The sequence below is a fragment of the Streptomyces sp. NBC_01465 genome (assembly GCF_036227325.1).
Lineage (GTDB): Bacteria > Actinomycetota > Actinomycetes > Streptomycetales > Streptomycetaceae > Streptomyces.
Genome location: NZ_CP109467.1, coordinates 3,934,357 through 3,950,883 on the forward strand (window position 1 = coordinate 3,934,357; position 16,527 = coordinate 3,950,883).

15 protein-coding genes are annotated in these 16,527 nt (G+C 73.5%); 8 read left to right on the plus strand and 7 right to left on the minus strand.

Annotated features, from left to right (window positions below; genetic code table 11):
- The first annotated feature begins 5 nt into the window (after positions 1-5).
- The 7 genes from OG707_RS18520 (at position 6) to OG707_RS18550 (ending at position 8,111) form a co-directional block, all read left to right on the plus strand.
- Complete coding sequence (locus tag OG707_RS18520) at positions 6-1,325, plus strand: O-antigen ligase family protein (RefSeq protein ID WP_329119642.1); 1,320 nt, start codon at positions 6-8, stop codon at positions 1,323-1,325.
- A complete protein-coding gene (gmd, locus tag OG707_RS18525) occupies positions 1,264-2,298 on the plus strand; it encodes a GDP-mannose 4,6-dehydratase (protein ID WP_329119644.1) in 1,035 nt (344 codons plus the stop codon). The genes OG707_RS18520 and gmd overlap by 62 nt, the downstream gene beginning before the upstream one ends.
- A complete protein-coding gene (locus OG707_RS18530) occupies positions 2,295-3,386 on the plus strand; it encodes a glycosyltransferase family protein (protein ID WP_329119646.1) in 1,092 nt (363 codons plus the stop codon). Before gmd ends, OG707_RS18530 begins: the two co-directional genes overlap by 4 nt.
- Entirely contained in the window at positions 3,383-4,255 is an 873-nt protein-coding gene (locus OG707_RS18535; protein ID WP_329119648.1) for an FkbM family methyltransferase, read from the plus strand. The genes OG707_RS18530 and OG707_RS18535 overlap by 4 nt, the downstream gene beginning before the upstream one ends.
- Positions 4,252-5,724 carry an oligosaccharide flippase family protein gene (locus OG707_RS18540; RefSeq protein WP_329119650.1) on the plus strand — a complete coding sequence of 491 codons (1,473 nt, stop codon included), beginning with the start codon at positions 4,252-4,254 and terminating at the stop codon, positions 5,722-5,724. Before OG707_RS18535 ends, OG707_RS18540 begins: the two co-directional genes overlap by 4 nt.
- 108 nt (positions 5,725-5,832) lie before the next feature.
- Positions 5,833-7,089 (plus strand): glycosyltransferase family 4 protein, encoded by a 1,257-nt coding sequence (locus OG707_RS18545; RefSeq protein WP_329119652.1) that lies wholly within the window; start codon positions 5,833-5,835, stop codon positions 7,087-7,089.
- Entirely contained in the window at positions 7,086-8,111 is a 1,026-nt protein-coding gene (locus OG707_RS18550) for a glycosyltransferase family protein (RefSeq protein WP_329119654.1), read from the plus strand. Before OG707_RS18545 ends, OG707_RS18550 begins: the two co-directional genes overlap by 4 nt.
- Here the strand turns inward: OG707_RS18550 and OG707_RS18555 are convergent.
- The 7 genes from OG707_RS18555 to OG707_RS18585 all read right to left on the minus strand — a co-directional run bounded on the left by OG707_RS18555 (position 8,098) and on the right by OG707_RS18585 (position 15,004).
- Complete coding sequence (locus tag OG707_RS18555) at positions 8,098-9,855, minus strand: DUF4012 domain-containing protein (RefSeq protein WP_329119656.1); 1,758 nt, start codon at positions 9,853-9,855, stop codon at positions 8,098-8,100. The two genes, OG707_RS18550 and OG707_RS18555, sit on opposite strands and share 14 nt — an antisense overlap.
- Entirely contained in the window at positions 9,815-10,114 is a 300-nt protein-coding gene (locus OG707_RS18560) for an LPXTG cell wall anchor domain-containing protein (protein ID WP_329119658.1), read from the minus strand. The genes OG707_RS18555 and OG707_RS18560 overlap by 41 nt, the downstream gene beginning before the upstream one ends.
- Before the next feature lie 132 nt (positions 10,115-10,246).
- Positions 10,247-11,362, minus strand: a complete 1,116-nt coding sequence (locus OG707_RS18565) for a glycosyltransferase family 4 protein (protein ID WP_329119660.1) — start codon at positions 11,360-11,362, stop codon at positions 10,247-10,249.
- A complete protein-coding gene (locus OG707_RS18570) occupies positions 11,359-12,132 on the minus strand; it encodes an FkbM family methyltransferase (protein ID WP_329119662.1) in 774 nt (257 codons plus the stop codon). The genes OG707_RS18565 and OG707_RS18570 overlap by 4 nt, the downstream gene beginning before the upstream one ends.
- Positions 12,129-12,938, minus strand: coding sequence for a WecB/TagA/CpsF family glycosyltransferase (locus tag OG707_RS18575; protein WP_329119665.1), 810 nt, complete (start codon positions 12,936-12,938; stop codon positions 12,129-12,131). The genes OG707_RS18570 and OG707_RS18575 overlap by 4 nt, the downstream gene beginning before the upstream one ends.
- Positions 12,935-13,939 (minus strand): MraY family glycosyltransferase, encoded by a 1,005-nt coding sequence (locus tag OG707_RS18580; protein WP_329119667.1) that lies wholly within the window; start codon positions 13,937-13,939, stop codon positions 12,935-12,937. The genes OG707_RS18575 and OG707_RS18580 overlap by 4 nt, the downstream gene beginning before the upstream one ends.
- Positions 13,940-13,957: 18 nt before the next feature.
- Positions 13,958-15,004 (minus strand): NAD-dependent epimerase/dehydratase family protein, encoded by a 1,047-nt coding sequence (locus OG707_RS18585; protein WP_329119669.1) that lies wholly within the window; start codon positions 15,002-15,004, stop codon positions 13,958-13,960.
- A 133-nt stretch (positions 15,005-15,137) separates the two neighbouring features.
- Between OG707_RS18585 and OG707_RS18590 the strand changes: the two genes are divergently transcribed.
- Positions 15,138-16,400, plus strand: a complete 1,263-nt coding sequence (locus OG707_RS18590; RefSeq protein WP_329119670.1) for a nucleotide sugar dehydrogenase — start codon at positions 15,138-15,140, stop codon at positions 16,398-16,400.
- Positions 16,401-16,527 lie beyond the last annotated feature (127 nt).

The following is a 16,527-nucleotide window of genomic DNA, read 5'->3' on the forward strand; positions in this document are numbered from 1 at the left end:
ACCCCGTGACCGCGACCAACCTCCTCCTCGCCGCCACCGCCCTGCTCGCCCTCTGCGCGCTCACCGGGTGCGTGTACCGGTGGCCCGGCAGCGGGATCGCGCTCTTTGCCGCCGCCCAGTTGCAGGAGACCGGGCGTACCCACTCCGCCGCCCTCGTCGACGGTCCCATCGGGCTGATGACCACCGACGTACTGACCCTCGTGCTGCTCGGCGCGACCCTCCTCAACTGGCTGCGCCACCGGCCCCGTACCCACCCCGCGCTCCTCGCCCTCCTGGCCCTGCTCGCGCTCACCGCGGGGTCGGTGCTGCGCGGGGCCGCGGTCTTCGGCGTACCGCATGCGGGCAACGAGGCGCGCACCGCCTTTCTGCAGGTGCTGTGCGCGGCCCTGTTCACCGCCACGCTCCCCGACCCGCGCGCCGCCCTGCGCCAACTCGCCCGCGTGTGGGTCGCCTGCGCCTTCGCGCTCGCCGCGCTGGCCGTCATGTGGTGGGCGCAGGCGGGGATCGGCGCCAGTTCCGGCACCGTCCTCATCGACGGCGAGCTCCAGGACGCCCGCCCCATGGGCGCCCCCGAGGCGCTGCTGATCGGGCAGGCCGCCGTACTGCTCCTGTACGGCACCCTCGGCCGCCGCGCCCGCCCCCTCGCCTGGCCGCTGCTCCTGGTCGTCGTGCTCATGCAGCACCGCACCGCCTGGGTCGCGACCGCCGCCATGCTCGCCGTACTGCTGCTCACCCGCCGCGCCGGCGGCCTCTCGCGACCGCTCCGGCTGCTGTACGCGACCGTGCTCGCCTCCGTCTGCGCCGGGGCCCTCGCGCTGGGTTCGGGCGGTCACGTCACCAGCAGTCTGGTCGCCTCCGGCGAGGACGCGCACACCCTCGACTGGCGGCTGAGCGGCTGGTCCGCGCTGCTCGGCCAGGCCAGGGACGGCGCCGACTGGCTGCTCGGACTGCCCTTCGGCAGCGGGTACGCACGGCTGGCGGGCGGCGTGCTGATCACCGTCTCGCCGCACAACTACTACCTCCAGCTGACGCTCCGCATCGGCCTCGTGGGCCTCGCCGCGTTCCTGCTGCTCTACGCCCTGCTGTGGCGGTCCGCGCCCCGCCTCTCCCCCGACCTGGCCCGGGGGCTGCCGCTGCGCGCGCTCCTCTGCGGCCAGCTGGTCTTCTGCGCCGCCGACCCCAGCTACCCCGAACAGGCCCTGCTGCTTGGCCTGTTCATCGCCTGCACCCGCCCCGAACGCACCTCGGACCCGGAGAGCTGCCATGTCCCGCAAAACCGCACTGATCACCGGCATCACCGGCCAGGACGGCTCGTACCTCGCTGAGCTCCTGCTCGCCAAGGGCTACCTCGTACACGGCCTGATCCGCCGCTCCTCCACCTTCTCCACGACCCGGATCGACCACCTCTACCAGGACCCGCACGAGCCCGACACGCGCCTGCACCTCCACTACGGAGACCTCGCCGACGGCTCCCGCATCGCCACGCTCCTGGAGCGCATCCAGCCCGACGAGGTCTACCACCTGGCCGCCCAGTCGCACGTCCGCGTCTCCTTCGACGAGCCCGAATTCACCGGCACCACCACGGGGTTGGGCACCACCCGCCTCCTCGAAGCGATCCGGATGACCGGCCTCCCGTGCCGCTTCTACCAGGCTTCCAGCTCCGAGATGTACGGCACGACCGCCCCGCCCCAGGACGAGAACACCCCCTTCCACCCGCGCTCCCCGTACGCCGCCGCCAAGCTCTACGCGTACTGGATCACCCGCAACTACCGCGAGGCGTACGGCATTCACGCCGTCAACGGCATCCTCTTCAACCACGAGTCCCCCCGCCGCGGCGAGACCTTCGTGACCCGCAAGATCGCCCGCGCGGCCGCCCGCATCGCCCGCGGCGAGCAGGAGCTGCTGCACCTGGGCAATCTGGAGGCCCGCCGCGACTGGGGGTACGCGCCCGAGTACGTGGACGCCATGTGGCGCATGCTCCAGACCTCCACGCCCGACGACTACGTGGTCGCCACCGGCACCAGTTACAGCGTCCGCGACTTCCTCACCTTCTGCTTCGAGCACGCGGGCCTGGACTGGGAACGCCATGTCCGGTTCGACGAGCGGTACTTGAGGCCCTCCGAGGTCCCCGACCTGATCGGCGACCCGGCGAAGGCGGCCCGCGAACTGGACTGGCGCCCCACCGTCCTCACCCCGGAACTCGCCCGCATCATGACGGACGCGGAGCTGGCGGCGAAGGTCCCGGAGGCGCGCACGCTGCCCGCGCCCGTCGCCCCTGAAGGCAGGCCCGTCCGGTGACCCCGACCGTCCTCCACCTCAGCAACGACCGCACCGAAGGCCCCCACCTCAGCTTCGGCCCGGCTTTCGCATCCCTCGCCGCGCAAGGCGCCCTGCACCACGTCCCCGCCGTCCCGCTCGCCCTGCTCCACCAGGGCCGCGAGCACGCGCTGCGCGATCTCACCCGGATCGCCGCGGCCACTCGCCCCACCGTGCTCCTGGTCCAGTCGCCGGGCGCCTTCCCCTGGACGCCGCAGGACGTGGCCGCGCTCGTGCGGGCGGCCGGGTCGCCGTACACCGTGCTGTGGGAGGGCGACGCCTGGGGCGGCCGCAAGCCGCTGCCGCCCGCGACGGCCGCCTGGCTGGCGCACTGCGACGCGGTGTTCAGCGTCGCGACGGGCGAGCAGGCAACGCTCTTCGCCCGCCACACCTCGGCCCCGGTCCGCTACATCCCGCAGACGGTCCCGGACCGCCTCCGTACGGACGAGCCCGTGCCGCCGCTGGAATCGGCCGCGTACGACGCCGTGCACATCGGCGGCTCCTACGTCCGCTTCGGGCTCCTGGAGCGGATCGACGACGCCCTCGACCGCCGCCGCGCGATCACCGCCGTACGACGGCTCCCCGGCGTACGCACGGCGGTGCACGGCGCGGGCTGGCGCGGCCCCGGCGCGCACGGCCCGCTCCCCTTCGAGCACCAGGTGCGCACCATCCGCACCGCGCGCCTCTCCGTCAACTGGGACCACTTCCGCCGCTACGCCGGTTTCTGCTCCAACCGTCTCCCGATCAGCCTGTACGCGGGCCGCGTCCACATCACCTCCCGCGTCCTCGACGCCCCCTGGCTGCCGGGCCCGGAGGCAGGCCTACACCAGGTCGAGACCCCCTCCGAAGTCGCCGACCGCGTACGGGAGTTGCTGTCCTGGGACCCCGCCCTGCTGCATCGCGCCGGCCTCGCCGCACACGACTGGGTCCGCGACCGCCTCACCAACGAGAACGCCCTGCGCCACATGCTCGGCCCCTCCCTCGGCCTGACCCCGACGGCCGCCGAACCCTGGCGCACCCTCGCCGCCGCAGAAGCACCCGCACCCCACACCACCGGAGCCCGCGTATGACCGCCAAGAACCTGCTGCGCGCCGCCCGCGACCTGACGATGCGCTCCCGCACCGTGCAGCGCGCCGTACGCGCCGGGACCACCAGCGGCTGGCTCCCCGAGCGGATCTGGCAGCATCTGCGGCCCAGCGGGGTCTGGACCCTGCACGCCCCCGACCGCAGCGAGTTCCGCTACCACTGCGGGGCCGAAGACGTCCTGGCCGGGCCCGTCGTCTGGACCGATCTGCGCGAATGGGAGGAGGCCACTCACCCGCTCTTCTACCAACTGGCAGGCAGGGCAAGGGGTTTCCTGGACGCAGGCGCCTTCGCCGGCCTCTACACGCTGCTCGCCTGCCGCGCCAACCCCGCCCTGCACGCGGTCGCCGTCGAGCCCAACCCTGCGGCGGCCCGCCTGCTGCACCGCAATCTCGACGTCAACGGGTACGGCCCCCGGGTCAGCGTCGTCGCCAAGGCCCTCTCCGACACCCCGGGGCGGGCGCGCCTCGCCGTCCCCGAGCGCATCACCACCGCCTCGCTGCGCGCCTCGACGCAGGGGCAGCACGCGTTCGACGTGGAGGTCACCACGGCGGACGACGCCGTCGGCGACCGCCCCATCGACCTGGTGAAGATCGACGTCGAGGGGCTGGAGCCCGAGGTGCTGCAGGGCATGGCCCGCACCCTCCGCACCCACCGGCCCACGGTCATCGCCGAGTGCCTCGACCGGCCCGCACTGGACCGGCTGCGCGCGGCGGCAGCACCGTACGGCTACACGTATGTCCACCATCTCGCCCCCGGCGGACCCGTGTTGGTGGACCCGGGCTTCACCCCGCCCCGCCGCCACCAGAACTTCCTGCTCACCCCGGCCCCCTTCGCCCCTTTCGGCCCTTCGTGACCACCGCCCGCCGGGCCGCCGCAGCCCTGGGGTGGAACTACGGCGGGGCCGCCGCCTCCGTCGTCCTCCAACTCGGCTACACCGCCTGGACTGCGCGCACGGCGGCACACGGCGACTTCGGCCAGTACGCGATCGCCCTCACCCTGGCCCAGCTGCTCGGCCTGTTCGCCACGGCGGGGCTCGCCACCTGCGTCCTGCGGGCCGAACGCCTGACGCGGGCGCTGCTCAGGGCCACGCTCGGGCTGGGCCTGGCGACGGGGACGGCGTGCTGCCTGCTGCTGATGGCGCTGGCCCCGCTCGGATCCGACCTCTGGAACATGCCCCAACTGACGGACACCCTCCGCCTGTTGGGCCTGCAATACCTCGTACTCCCGGCGGGCAGCGTGCTCCTGTCCGCGTTGCGCCGGGCCGGCGACCACCGGTACGCGGTGGGCGCGGAGCTCGCCGGACAGGTGGTGGGCTGCGCGGCATCGGCGGCCTGCCTGCTGCGCTCCGGCTCCCCCCTGGCCCTCGCCCTGTCCGCACCGGTCGCCGCGCTCGCCACCCTCCTGTTCGCCGCGCTGCCCGCCCACCGCCTCCCGCTCCCGGCGGGCGAGAAACCCGCGGCGTCCTCGCTCGTCGGCCTCTCCGGCTTCCTCAGCGGCTTCGCCCTGCTGCGTTCGGCGGCGGGCAGCGCCCCGCTGTGGACGGCGGGCCTCGTGCTCGGCCCCGCCGCGGCAGGTCTCTACTCGCGGGCCCAGCTGCTCTGCGACGTACCGCTCAACTTCGTCGTACGAGGCCTCAACCAGGCCGCCGTCCCGGTCTTCGCCCAGCACCAGGAGGAGAACCGCCCCCTGGCCCGCCCCGCCCAGTACCTCCTCTGCGCGGCCTCCGCAGGCCTGCTCGCCTTCGGCGCACTGGCCGGGGCCGGACCCGCCCTGCTGAGCCTGCTGCTCGGCCCGGGCTGGCAGGACGCGGCCGCCCTGGTCCCGGCGCTCGCCCTGTGCGCCGCGCTCCAACTCCTCTACGCGGCAGGCTGCTCCCTGGACCTGGCGCGCGGCGCCCGCAGAGACCTGGTCCGCACCCAGCTCGTCCTCATCGCCACCACGGCGGCCGCCCTGGCGCTGGCGGCCCGCCACCCCGACCCCGTACTGATCACGACGGCAGCCTCGGCAGGCCTGGCCGCAGGCCACGGGGTGCAGCTGCTCTCCTGGCACCGGCAGCACACGCTGGACGCCGCCGCAGTACTCCGCGCCCACCTGGCACACGGAGCAGCAGGCACCGCGCTGACGGCGGCCGGACTCTGGGGCGGAGGCGCGAACCACTCGCTCCCGGGCGCGCTCCTGGCCATGGCACCGGTACTCCTGGCGGGCCTGCTCCTGCGCGACCGCCTCCCCGCGTACCGCGCGGCGGCCGGCCTGGGCCTCCTCAAGCGCACGCCCACGCCGGCAGCCACGACGGCCCCGCCCGCACTCGCACCCCGCCCCTGAAGGACACCGCCGCATGCACATCGGCCTCGCAGACCCGGTCGCCCTGGCGCCGCGCTTCACCTCCCCACGTGCACCCCCACCGCATCCCTGAGGGACACCGCCCCGTACATGTCGGCCTCCAAGGTCCCGTCCACCCGGCCCCGTACTCCACCGCCCACCCCTGAAGGGCGCCGCCCCGTGCACATCGGCCTCGCAGGCCCCGTCGATCTGGCCCCCCTCGCCCCGTACTTCGCCTCCCCGCTCCCCCCGGTCCACAGCGGCCCCTCCACCGGCTGGCTGGCCCGGACCTGGCGCGAGCAGGGGCATCGCGTCACCGTGTACGCGCTCAGCAGCGAGATCACCGAGCCCCAGCTCCACGAGGGCGACGGCGTACGCCTCACCATCGCCCCCCAGCGCCCGCGCGCCCGCGACCGCGCCCTCGACCTCTTCCGCGCCGAACGCCACGCCCTCACCGAGGCCATGCGCGCCCACCCCGCCGACCTCATCAGCGCCCACTGGACCTACGAGTTCGCGCTCGCCGCGATCGCCTCCGGCCTCCCCGCCTACGTCACGGCCCGCGACACGCCCCTCCGCTACGCCTGGGAGATGCGCTCCGCCTACCGCTGGCTGCGCCACTCCATGGCGCTCCCCGCAGTCCACAAGGCAACAGCGGTCAGCGCCAACAGCCCCTACACAGCAACCCACTTGAGGCGCTGCCTCGCAGCCCGCCGCCCCATCGAAGTCATCCCCAACGCGGTCCGCACCGACCACCTCCCCACCACCACCGCACCCCCCGCAGGCAACACCCCGGTCTTCGCCACCGCCTCCCAGGGCTGGGGCCGCCTCAAGAACACCACCGCAGCACTCCGAGCCTTCGCCCTCGTACGCAACCGACTCCCGCACGCCCGCCTGCTGATGCTCGGCGCAGGCCACGGCCCCGACGGCCCCGCCCACACCTGGGCCACCACCCACAACCTCGCCACCAACGTCGAGTTCGCAGGCCAGGTCCCCCACGCCGACATGCTGAACCGCCTCGCCGCCGAGGCGCACGCCCTCATCCACCCGTCCCGCGTGGAGTCCTTCTCCATGATCTGCGCCGAGGCCATGGGCATGGGCATCCCGGTCGTCGCCGGACACCGCAGCGGCGCGGTGCCGTGGGTCGTCGGGGACGCGGGGCTCCTCGTCGACATCGACCGCCCAAAGCACATCGCCGAAGCGATGCTCAGCCTCGCCCAACACCCCACCATGCGCGCCGACTTGGGCTCGGCGGGCCGCGCCCGCACCCGCCGCGACTTCTCCATGACCGACGTCGCCGACGCCTACATCCGCTGGTTCCGCGCCGGCCCGCCCAACCCCGTACGAACACCAGGAGCACTCCCCCGATGAGCGACGCCCCCCTCGTCCTGCACATCAGCAACGAGACCGCCCCCGCCGGCCCGTACACCCGCTTCGCCCGCGCCTTCACGGCCCTCGCCGACCAGGGCCTGATCCGGTACGAGTGCGTCGTCCCCGCCGCCGGGGACCGCCTGCCCCAGCACGAACAGCCCGACCTCCTCTTCGTCCAGTCGCCCCAGGCCTACGCCTGGACCCGCCGCGAGATCCTCGACTGGCTCTGGGCGGCGGGCACCCCGCCCCTCGTCGTCTGGGAGGGCGACGCCTGGGGCGGCATCACCAAGCCGCTCCGCGAGCGCAACCTGGCCTGGATGCGGTGCGCGGACGAGGTGTTCAGCGTGGCGATGGGCGCGCAGGCGGCGCTCCTGCGAAGGGCCTGCAAACGCCCCGTCCGCTACGTACCGCACGTAGCGCCCCTGCACTTCCTCGACGCCACCCCGGCGGACCCCACCGACGCCATCACCATGGTCGGCAAGCGCCTCACGTACTTCGGTGTCGAGCTGATCCCCGACGACCGTCAACGCGCCGTACTCATCAGCGAGTTGACCCGCGTCGCCGCCGACCGTCTCGCCGTCTACGGCAAAGGCTGGCGCGGCCCCCGCGCCCGCGGCCCCGTCCCCTTCAACGACCAGCTCAACGTCATGCAGCGTTCCCTCATCACCGTCGGCTGGGACCGCTACCGCTCCCACCCCGGCTACTTCTCCGACCGCCTCCCCATCGCCCTGTGCGCGGGCCGCGTCCACGTCACCTCGCGCCAGCCGGGCCTCGACTGGCTCCCGGGCCCGGACCACGGCCTCTACCTCGTGAACACCCCCCGCGAGGCGGCAGCGCAGGTACGGGAGCTCCTCGCCGAGGACCCCTCCCACCTCATCTCCAGGGCAAGCGCCCTGAACACCTGGGCCCGCACCCACCTCACCGAGACCCAGGCGCTCCTCCACATGCTCGGCGACCACCTCCCGCTCCCCGCAGCACCCGCCGACCCCTGGGAGTCCTTCGCCGCCCTCAGTTCGTCGTGACCGTCACTCGCGACGGCCGCACCAACGGCTGCTCCAGCACCTCGGGCGCCCCGACCCCCGGCTCGCTCAGCCCGAGCGTGAGCACCCGGTCGCGGCCCGCGGCCAGTTCCACATCCACGGTGTAGACGGGGTGACCGCGCTCGACGGACGTCTCGATCCCGACCGGCCGCCCGTCCAGCGTCGCGCTCTCCAGCCGGGCGCCGTGCGTCGCGTAGTACGAGAGCAGCACCCGGTTGTCGCCCGGCCGCGACCGGGGACCGTGGGTGTCGCCCCGGTAGGTGACGTACGGCGGCAGGCCCGCGCGCGGCGCCCGGTTGGTCAGCGTGACCGTGACGTCGACGGGGCGGCGGCCGTCCTGGCCCGTGGGGCCGCCGTGCCAGGTCAGGGAGCGGTCCAGGTAGTAGTCGAGCTTCCCGGCGGCAGCGTTGTTGACCACCGCGCCGGCGTACGGTCCCGGGCCCGAAGGCACCGAACCCGCAGCGCCCAGCCGCTCCAGTTCCCGCTGCATCTGCGGGTGCGCGCTCCAGAGCAGCAGCCGACGGCCGTCGACCGACGAGGCCAGCGCGTCGATCCCGGCCGGGGTCAGGAGGGACTTCTCGTGGGCGGTGATCCGGGCCGCGGCCGCGCGCCCGACGTCCAGGAAGAAGCGTTTGCGGGCGGGCGTCGAGGTGTAGCGGGCGTAGGCGGTGCGCTGGGTGAGCGCGACCGCGTTGCGTGCGTCGAGGCGTTCGCCGTCCGGGAGTTGGGCGGGTCCGGTGACGGCGAGCACCGAGGCGAGGACCTGCGGGTCGAGCGCGATCACGCCGTCGACCTGCTGGCCCGCGTAACTGCGCCACATCCCGGCCCAGATCCGGGCGACGGAAGGGAAGTCGGGGCTCATCCCACTGTTGCCGACCAACTCGGTCGTGCCGAAGCGGTCGTAGCGGGCGTGGTAGTCGCGGCCGAGCGCCCGTACGGTCGCAGGGTCGGCCTTGATGCCGTCGATCTCCGTGTTGGAGACGAAGCGGTCGAAGTGCGGCCGGCCCTTGTCCATCCTGATCAGCGCGAACGCCCCCGGCAGTCCGCCGCTGCCGCGCGATTCGGCGCCGCTCTGGAAGACGGCGAGATAGCGGCGGGGGCCCGCGTGCATCCCCCCGAGGTCCGGCGCGAACCGGGCCGCCGTGGCCGCTGCCCCCAGCGCTCGGGGCAGCGGGCTGAGCAGGGTGTCGAGGCGGGTCCTGGCGTTGTCGGCCGTACTGGACCAGGTCTCGGCGGGGAGGGCTTCCGCGCGGGCGTGGGCGCGGCGGGCGGCGGCCTCGGCGCGCAGGAGCATGGGGGCGGCGTTGCGCGCGCCCTCGGGGCCGGCCGCCTTGAGCGTACGGAAAGTGCTGATCCCCGGGACGACGGCGTCGCGCGTCAGGGAGTCCGCGATGGACGCCGTCTCCCTGAGGACGAGGAGCGGGGCCCCGGCCTTGGGGATCCGGGTGACCGGCCACCACAGCGGGCCCGTGGTGAGCCGGTGGGCGCGGGCCGCGTCGGCGGCCGCCCGGTCCACCGCCTGTTCGGCGGCGGCCGGGTCGCCCGTGCGCAGGGCTGTACGTACTGTCTTGAACTCGGCCTCGGCGGACGCCAGTTCACCGCGGGCGAGCAGTGCGCTCACCAGCAGCCAGGACCAGCAGCCCGCCATGACCAGTGCACCGCCCACCCACAGCAGGCGGCGCCCGCTACGACTCCGAGCCACCGTCGCGCCGGGTGCGGCGAGCACGGTAGATCACGATGGTTCCGGCCATGACCAGGCCGGCGGCGCCGAGTGAGAGCGGCAGCGTGTAGTCCTTGGAACCGGTCTTGGCGAGGCCCGGCTTCTCGGGCGTCGGGCGCTCGGTGGGCACCACGGGGGTGGGCGACACATGCGGCGGATACGTGCTGTCCGCCGCGGCGGTCGCGGTGGCCGCACCGGTCGCGAGGAGCGCGACGGCGGTGGTGGCCGCGGCCCGGTGGACCGTACGGGTAAAGGGGGACGGCATCTGCGCGGTCTCCTGCCTGGTGGACGAGAGTCGCCTGGCACGGAATGGGCCGGGCGGCAACATCACCATGACCTGATCACCAGTCAGACAATCAGTGCGCAGGTCCCCGGGTCGGACATCCGCGTGACAGATTCATCCGATCAGCCCCTCCACGCCGTCCGCGAACCGTCGCGCCATGTCCTCGACCGTGAAGAGCTGCGCGTCCACCCGGCAGGCGCTGCGCAGATTGCCGAGGAGGACGGGCCGGGTGAGGAGCTGGGCGACGGCGGCACCGTACGCGTCCGCGTCGCCGTCGACCACCAGGGCATTGCGCCCGTGCTGGAGGTACTCGAACTCGGGGCCGTGCGCGGCATCCGGGGTGGTGACCAGGGGGCTGTGCAGGGCGAAGGAGTCGACGGCGGCGAGGCCCACCGCGCCGGGGACCAGGAGCACGTCGGTGACCGCGCCGAGACGGGCCTTGCGCTCGTCGGACGCGGTGCCGACGTACGCGACGGGAGCCCCCGCCTGCGCCGCCTCCTCCACCAGGTGGCGATGGGCGCCGTCGCCCGCCACCAGGAGCCGGAAGCCGGGGAGCAGCTCGCCGGTGCGCGCGGCGGCGGCGAGGAGGAAGGGGATGCGCTTGGCGGCGTCGAGGCCGCCGATGTAGAGGGCGCTGCGGCCGGGGGTGAGGCCGAACTCGGCGCGGAGGGCGGCGAGTTCGGACGGTGCGACGCGGGCTCCGGCCGCCTCCAGGGCGCGGGTGTCGACCGTGTTGCGTACGACCGTGACCCGCTGCTCCGGGAACCCGTCGCCGATGACCTGGCGGGCACCCTTCTCCGTGTACGCGAAGAACCAGCGGGCCCGGAGCGTCAGCGCGCGCTTCGCAGCGCGCAGGGGGGCGGAGGGGGTGCGGGTGTACGTGGTCCCGTGGCCCCAGAGGCCGACGGGCGGGCCTCCGGCGCCCAGGAGCGCGCGGTAGTTCTCCAGGCTGTGCAGCGACTGGCCGAGGATCAGCGCGTCGCAGTCGCGGGTGACGCGGCCCAGGGAGCGCCAGACGAGGTGGCGGCCGGCGAGGCTCAGGGTGCACTGGGGCAGCTGGACCGTACCGGCGAGGGCGCAGGCGTCCGCGCGGCGGACGTCCTTGCCCCAGGGGCGGCCGTGGGCGACCGTCAACTCGATGTCCCGGGAGGCGAGTTCGCGGGCGAGGTGCTGGTAGAAGGCGACGCGGTAGCCGGGGACGTACTGCTGGACGACGACGGCGCGCTTCACCGGGCCGACCTGGCGGCGGGGAGGGCTTCCTCGCGGGCGGCACGGTCCTCGCGATCCTCGCGGAAGAGGACGAGGTCGCACTGGAGCATCTGGCCGTGGCGCGGGTCGGTGAAGCCGGGGACGACCGACATCAGGGTCATGCCCAACTCGCCCTGGGCCAGGGCGAGTGCGTCGTTGAAGAGCAGTCCGTCCTCGTAGAGCGGTACGAAGGACGTCTCGGTCTGGATGCCCGCGCACTCGGCCGCGCGCTCGCCGGCGCCGCCGAGGACCCGGCCCTCGTAGCCCTGCACGTCCATCTTGAGGAAGACCCGTTCGCCGGGCGCGACGATCTGCTCCCAGATCTCGTCGAGGCGCCGCATGTCGGCGGGCTGGGCGCCGGTGTACGCGGCGTGGGGGGCGGCGGCGCGGTGGCGGGGCAGCATGGCGAGGAGGGAGCTGCTGGCGCCGCCGTTGCCGGCGACGTTCATGGTCGCGGTGCCGGTGACCTCGCCGAGTGCGTACGGCAGGACCGTCCAGTCCGGGTCGGCCGCCGAGACGTGGCGGAGCTCCGCGCGGGGGCGGCTGAGGGGCTCGAAGGAGACGATGCGGCCGCGGAAGCCCGCCTGGCGGAGCATCGTGCCGTAGCCGCCGGTGTGCGCGCCGACGTCGAGGACGAGGTCGATCTCGAACCGCTTCATCAGCTTGACGAGCTCAACACCCGGTGTGCGGTGGCGACTTACATCGATGCCCGCGCTCCGTACGGCCTTGCGCGCTCGGTGCAGAAGTGTCATCTGTACCCCTTTCGTGTCCCTTTGCAGACGGCCCAGACGAACCTGGGGTGGCCCCACAGCACCCGGCGCCAGAGGCGGCGCGGTTCGCTGCAGAGCCGGAAGAGCCATTCGAGGCCGTGGTGCTGCATCCACAGCGGTGCCTGGGGTTTGTTGCCGGAGATGAAGTCGAAGGCCGCGCCGACCGCGACGTACACGGCGGGGTGGGCGGCGGCGAGGCGGGCGGCCTCGTGGTCCTGCTTGGGGGTGCCGAGGCCGAGCCAGACGATCTGGGCGCCTGAGGAGCGGATACGGTCGAGCTGCGACGCGCGCTCGGCGTCGGTGAGTTCGCGGAACGGCGGCGACTCGATGCCGACGATCTGTGCGTGCGGGAAGCGCGTGCGGAGCTCGGCGGCGAGGCGTGACAGCACCTCTGGCGTCGAGCCCAAGAGGTAGTGGCGGACCTGCGCCGCCTGGCCCTCGCGGAAGACGTCGAGGAAGAGGTCGGGGCCGTACACGCGCATCCGCGGGAGTGCTGTGCCTTCCCGGGGGACAACCCCCGGACCCCCGGCCGGTTTCAGCCTGCCGCCCCGATGCACAACGCGGTTGGCCCACACCACGCCCTGGCCGTCGGGGAGGTTCAGCGTCGAGGCCCGCAGCAGGGTGTGCAGGGCGCGGTCCCGGTCGGCGAGGGCCAGCGTGTAGGCGTTGCAGAGGTGTACGTCGGCGCCCTCGCCGCGTACCGCCATCGCGACCAGCGCCGCGCAGGCGAGTTCGGGGGTGGTCGCGGCCACGGGGACGCCCGCGCAGGGGACGGTGGTCAGGGTCACGCCTGTACCTGCGCAGCCTCTACGGCGGCCGTACGCGTCCGGGCGGTCGCCCGCACCGTGCCGTACACCCGCACCTTCAGCAGCCGTACGACGGCCAGCAGCGCGGCGACCGCGAACACCAGCGCCGCCGAAGGGGGCAGCCAGCCGCGGTGGATCAGGATCCCGGCCCCCGTCGCGGCCGCCGCCGCGAGCCCCAGCGCCACCGCGGCGCCCTGTGCGGTGAGTCCGAGTCTGCGGAGCCGGTGGGCGATGTGGTCGGTGCCGCCGTGCAGCAGCGGGCGGCCCGCGCGGCGGCGGGAGGCGACGACCAGCGCGGTGTCGGCGGTGACGACCAGCGTGAGGGTCAGCAGCCCGCCCGCGGCCTGCGCCGGAGTGGAGCCCGCGTGCACGGCGACGGCGGCCGACGCCAGCACGAAGCCGGTGAAGAGCGAACCGCAGTCGCCGAGGAAGATCCGCGCCGGATGCCAGTTGTGGACCAGGAATCCACCGAGTGCGGCAGCCAGCAGACAGAGGAGCACCGCGAGGCCGGGCCGGTCCTCGTAGAGCGCACAGGGCGCCAGCCCCAGGGCGGTGACGGCGCCGACCGCGCCCATCGCGCCGTCCGAATTGTCCAGCAGATTGAAGGCGTTGGTGACGAAGACGATCCAGCCGACGGCCAGCGCACCGGTGAGGAGCGAGAGCCCGGCGTCGTACACGACGACGGCCGCGGCCCCCGTCTCCACGATCACCCGCACCCGCGCGCCCAGCGGCCGGAGGTCGTCCACCAGGCCGAGCACGGCCACGGCCACGGCCGCCCCGAGCAGCGGAACGGGCACGTCCCAGGGGCCGATGGCCGCGACCGTCAGCGTGGCCGCGACGACCGCGACGCCGCCGAAGTGCGGGGTGGGCCGGGTGTGACCCTTGTGGCCTCCGGGGCGGTCGAGCACCCCGGTGCGCACGGCGGCCGCCCGCAGGAGCTCGGTGAGCAGGGCGGCGAGGAAGAGCGCGGCGGCTGTGGCCACGAGTCCGTACAACATGCGTCAGGCCAGTGCGGGTGCGCTGGAGCCGGCCGGTTCCGCCTGCGGTACGGGGATCCCGCCCGGGGCGGGCACCGCGCACTCGGCGCGCGCTTCGGCGATCGTCGCGTCGAGGATGTCGTCGAGCGTGCGGCGCGGCCGCCAGCCGGTGAGGGCGGTCAGCCGGGCGGTGTCGGGGAGCCGCCGCTCCATGTCCTCGAAGCCGGTGGGGTACGCCTGCGCGTACGGCACCAACTCGACCGGGGACGGCGACCCGCTGCGCCTCACGATGCGCGCGGCGAGATCGGCGATGGTCGTCTCCTCGGCGGTGCCGATGTTGAACGCCTGGCCGACCGCGGCCGGTTCGTCGAGGAGGCGCAGCAGCGCGTCCACCACGTCGGCGACGTGCGCGAAGCACCGCCGCTGGCTGCCGTCGCCGTGCACCGTCAGCGGCTCGCCCGCGACGGCCTGGCGGACCAGGCGCGGGACGACCATGCCGTACGCCGGGGACTGGCGCGGTCCGACGGTGTTGAAGAGCCGCACCACCGTGGTGGGCAGGCCCAGTTCACGGTGGTAGGCGAAGGCGAGGATCTCGTCGACGGCCTTGGCGGTGGAGTACGACCAGCGGGCGATCGACGTCGCGCCGAGGATGCGGTCGGAGGTCTCGGTGAGGGGGCCCGCCGCGTTCTTGCCGTAGATCTCCGAGGTGGAGGCGAGCAGGATCGGGCGGCCGTGGCGGTGCGCGGCCTCGATGACGTTCTCGGTGCCGCGGACGTTCGTGCGGAACGAGGTGAGCGGCTGCTCGACGATCAGCTTGACGCCGACCGCGGCAGCGAGGTGGACCACCCGGTCGCAGCGGCCGGTGAGTTCGTCGACGATGCGCCCGTCGAGGACGGAGCCGCGGATGAAGCGGAGGCGCGGGTTCGGCCACGCCTCGTCGAGGTTGGCCCGGCTGCCGGTCGACAGGTCGTCGAGTACGACCACGGTGTGGCCCTGGGCGAGGAGCGCGTCGGTGAGATGCGACCCGATGAAGCCGGCACCACCGGTGACCAGGTACGTCAGAGGTTTCATGCGCCACCCGTTCGGTTGCGGTATCGGGGTGATGCCGGAACGGAGTCCGGCTAGCCCTCCACAAGATAGTTCGCAATGTCCCAATATGTGCCGAATAACACGATTCACCTCATCCTGATCGGGGAACCCGCACATGGGATCAGCAACTGCCGGACATCTGGCCGTCGTCGGACTCGGTTACGTCGGACTGCCGCTGGCCGTCCGCGCGGCGGAGGCGGGGTTCCTGGTCACCGGCCTGGACACCGACGTACAGCGGGTCAAGCGGCTGGGCGCCGGGGAGTCGTACATCGAGGACATCGGCGACGAGCGGCTGCTCGCCGTCCTCGACTCGGGCCGGCTGCGCGTCTCGACGTCGTACGAGGACGCGGCCGGGCTCGACGTCTGCGTCATCACCGTTCCTACGCCGCTGCGGGACGGGGCGCCCGACCTGAGCTACGTGGAGAGCGCGGGCCGCTCGGTCGCCCCGCTCCTGACGCCGGGCGCGACGGTGGTCCTGGAGTCGACGACGTACCCCGGCACGACCGAGGAGGTCCTGCTTCCGCTCCTGGAGGCGGGCAGCGGACTGCGGGCCGGACCCGGCGGATTCCACCTGGGCTACAGCCCGGAGCGGATCGACCCGGGCAATGCGCGCTGGGGCCTGGAGAACACCCCGAAGGTCGTCTCCGGCATCGACGACCACGCGCTGGAGGCGGTCGAGGCGTTCTACGACCGGATCGTGACGCGGACGGTGCCGGTGTCGTCGCTGCGTACGGCCGAGCTCACCAAGCTCCTGGAGAACACCTTCCGGCACGTCAACATCGCGCTCGTCAACGAACTGGCGATGTGCGCGCGGCCGCTCGGCGTCGACATCTGGGAGGCGGTGGAGGCGGCCGCGACGAAGCCCTTCGGCTTCATGCCGTTCCTGCCGGGTCCGGGCGTCGGCGGGCACTGTCTGCCGGTGGATCCGTCGTATCTGTCGTGGCAGGTGCGACGGCAGCTCCACCACGACGTCAAGTTCGTGTCGCTCGCCAACGAGATCAACGAGCACATGCCGGAGTACGTGGTGCGGCGGGTCGAGGACGGGCTCGGACGGCCGCTGGCCGGCGCCCAGGTGCTGGTGCTCGGGCTGGCGTACAAGCGGAACACGGGGGACGTGCGCGAGTCGCCCGCCGTCGAGGTCGCCGAGCTGCTGATGGCGCGCGGGGCGAGGGTCAGGGCCGTCGAGCCGTACGCCGATCCGGTGCTGCTGCCGCGCGACGTGCTCTGTGTGGAACTGACGGAGGAGGAGGTGCGGGTGGCCGACGCGGTGGTCGTGGCAACGGACCACGACGTCTTCGACTACGCGATGGTGGAGCGGTGCGCGGCGTACGTCTTCGACGCGCGGAACCGGTGCGGGGCGGGCACCGACCGGCTCTGACAGCGGCTGTGGCAGGGCTGTGAGGCTCACCTCAGCGACACAGATCACCGCCTGCCCGACTACATTGCAGCGGCGGGAGTGGGTAGTCTCAGACAGACTGCATAAGTTACCGCTTAGTAATCGTTCT

Bases quoted from the DNA above. Each gene is read 5' to 3' on its own strand.
- OG707_RS18545 (WP_329119652.1), top strand. From the start codon at position 5,833: ATGTCGGCCTCCAAGGTCCCGTCCACCCGGCCCCGTACTCCACCGCCC.
- OG707_RS18585 (WP_329119669.1), bottom strand. From the start codon at position 15,004: ATGAAACCTCTGACGTACCTGGTCACCGGTGGTGCCGGCTTCATCGGG.
- gmd (WP_329119644.1), top strand. From the start codon at position 1,264: ATGTCCCGCAAAACCGCACTGATCACCGGCATCACCGGCCAGGACGGC.
- OG707_RS18535 (WP_329119648.1), top strand. From the start codon at position 3,383: ATGACCGCCAAGAACCTGCTGCGCGCCGCCCGCGACCTGACGATGCGC.
- OG707_RS18590 (WP_329119670.1), top strand. From the start codon at position 15,138: ATGGGATCAGCAACTGCCGGACATCTGGCCGTCGTCGGACTCGGTTAC.
- OG707_RS18570 (WP_329119662.1), bottom strand. From the start codon at position 12,132: ATGACACTTCTGCACCGAGCGCGCAAGGCCGTACGGAGCGCGGGCATC.
- OG707_RS18560 (WP_329119658.1), bottom strand. From the start codon at position 10,114: ATGCCGTCCCCCTTTACCCGTACGGTCCACCGGGCCGCGGCCACCACC.
- OG707_RS18550 (WP_329119654.1), top strand. From the start codon at position 7,086: ATGAGCGACGCCCCCCTCGTCCTGCACATCAGCAACGAGACCGCCCCC.